At 41.4% G+C, this 2,780-nt stretch carries 1 protein-coding gene; it reads right to left on the reverse strand.

Translation table 11 applies throughout. The features are described 5' to 3' along the window. Window positions 1-2,368: tetratricopeptide repeat protein (locus H6S82_RS27710; protein WP_191057064.1), on the reverse strand; the 2,368-nt coding region annotated here is incomplete at its 3' end. Window positions 2,369-2,780: the final 412 nt, after the last annotated feature.

Consider the following 2,780-nt stretch of genomic DNA (forward strand, 5'->3'; position numbering starts at 1 on the left):
GATAAGTCAATCCCCTTTCATAGTAAGCTTCAGCAATATTGACTTTGGCTCCTATTTTACTGGCAATTTCTAAAGCATCTGTATGATTGACGAGCGCCGCTTCTAAATTATTTTGCTTTCGATAAATCGTTCCTAAACCATTTAGCGCTCTACCTTTAACCTCAATATAGTTACTTTGTTCTGCATAACATAATGCCTCGCGATACATTTCTAATGCTTTTTCGTAATCTCCTAAGTTGTTATGGATCATAGCGAAACCGACCGAGCTATATGCTTTAATCCATACGCTCAAATACATATTTGGTAATTCTTTGTAACCCTTTTTAGCCTTTTCTGCGTAAATTATGGTTTTTTGTTTATCTTCTTCGGAATTCGACTCCGAGTACAAAACGCTGAGAGCTAACAAAGAACCTACTGTATATACGGAATAATTAGGGTTTTCTACAAGAACCAATACCTCTTCGTAAGATTTTATGGCTTCTTCAAATTCACCAATACTGAGTTTGCTGCCGCTTATTATGAAGCGTATCGATACATTTATTTTTTCTAGCTCAAGCTTGAGTTGTTCGTAGTTTTCCTTTTGAGAGATTACTTCCTGGGTTTTTTTTGCCATTTCTATAGCCTTTTCGTAGGCTTCAATACCTTTTTGTATATCACCCGCTCGCAGCAATATATTACCAAACTCATTGTAAAGGTGGGTCAAGGAATACTCATCGTTAATATTCTCAGCTAGGGAAGTGATGACAGAAGCCATGTGTTGAAGCAGACCTACTCTGCCAAAAGAGTTAGCAAGTGTCTCCGCCACTCCCAAGTCACTATGCTTTAGTTTTCTCTCTTTGAGTATTATATCGGCAGCTCGATCGAATTCTTCGATATCTATATAGTGATAGTAAGCTTCCAAAGCTTTGATTGCATCGCCTGGAGTATCGATAACCGTAACGCTGTCTGTCCAAAAATCTGCTGCTTTGCGATTAACTATCTTCCAGTCTTCACTAATTTTTAGTCTGGCTCTAGCTTCCGCCCTAGTTACTGAATGTAGGTAGTGTTCGCCCTTGTAGAAATCCAATAACGATCGCTCTCGTAAAGATTGAACAACTCGTCTCCGTTGTGACTCAGGTACATCCCATAGCAAATGGAGAACTCCATCCAATAATACCGATCGCACCTCTTGATAGCGATAGCATCCCATACGACAGAGAAGTTTATAAGCTTCCGGGTCGTGTTCTTGCAGGCGATCGAACTGACTGGCAATTAAATCTTTTAAGTCTCTTTCAATCAACAAATTCTGTCCATTTTGATGCCAATAAGCCTCAATATCCCCTTCCCAATCTGCTTGAATTGCGCCAGAAATAATGTGCATAGCTTTGGCATTTCCGCCATAGGCTTGGTGCATATCCTTCAATACTGAAGATTCGGTGTTGATATTGCGGCTGCTGAAAAACACTCGCCACGCAGCTATATCCAAACCTTGCAAGCGATAGTCATGAAAACTTACAGCAGATTCTCCCAATCGCTCCCGACTCGTAATTAAAGTAACGCAGTTACCACCTCGATCCGCTAAAACTCTTAATAACTCCACATAGTCGCGGTGAGCGGGGATAAATTTGCCATCTTTATCCAAAGCCGGTTCGAGGTTATCAATTATCACTCCCACTCTTTGTGAGGGATTTCGCAGTTTTTGCCTTAAGCGCTCCAGAGTAACACCAAAATCACCACTAGGCTCCTCGTTAAAGTGTCGCTTTAACCATTCTTCTACTACACTTTTGGCACTGGTGATTTGTTGCATCTCTTTTGCCATCCAGGTCTCCATAATTAAGTCGAAGCCCGCAGATGTCAGGTACTCCCAGGATAGCAGCGTCTTGCCTACACCGCCCTCACCCTGAATCAGTATAATTTTAGCCCCTTGTCTGACTAGGGAGTTGAGATCTGCGATCGCTTTTTCCCGCCCAATAAAAATGACTTTGTTATTATTGATTGTCTCCTCTTGTTCTGAGCCTGAGAAATTCTCACCCTCAGCTGACTTTTGGCCCTTGGCTTCAGGCGTTATTCCAGCCACCCCCTCAAGACTTTGGTCTTTCCGATCTTTTTTAGCTTCTGCCAATGACTCTCGCCATCGCCTCTCTAGAGCAGCTTCAAAATTCGTTTTACTGACTTTTTCTCCTAATGCTTCAGAGACCAACTTCCATAATTTTGGCCCAATGTCTTGCTTTAGGTATGTTTCGGTGTAACCGGAAGCAGCGGCAATTTCGTGATACTTCTGACCTTGCCAAGAGCCCTTAAGTATCACTACTTCAACGTCTCTCAGGTGAACCTTTTTTTTAGCGAAAACCGCTGCATCTAGAACTTTTAATGCTTCTTCAAATTCCATTAGCTTTCTCTGTTCGCGCCAGTTTTCTTAACTCACTCTTTCAGTATAACCTGACTTTTCCCGATCTTTCCTGAACTTTTCTGAACTTACCTGACTTTACCTGATTTTTTGATTAAATTCATCGCCAAAAAACTGCTTAACTTATCATTATCGACACTGACTCTCAGATCTAGGAAACTGTTGATATGGAAAGAAAGGTTTTGACCTCACAACATTAGTTCTGGCTGGGAAGACCATAAAGTTATGTCTATAGTGTTTATCCAAAATTTAAGCGGCAAAAACTATTCCGATTCTGCCACTCCTCTAATTAAGCTTTTCGGGAAATACACTCCCCATCAGGAGCATTCGCTCTGGCTGTTACAAATTGTTTCCGCCACTCTGTAACGATCTTGAGCGGGTTATCGCAATCTTT

This window comes from Planktothrix sp. FACHB-1355, assembly GCF_014748295.1.
Classification (GTDB): Bacteria; Cyanobacteriota; Cyanobacteriia; order Cyanobacteriales; family Aerosakkonemataceae; genus Aerosakkonema; species Aerosakkonema funiforme_A.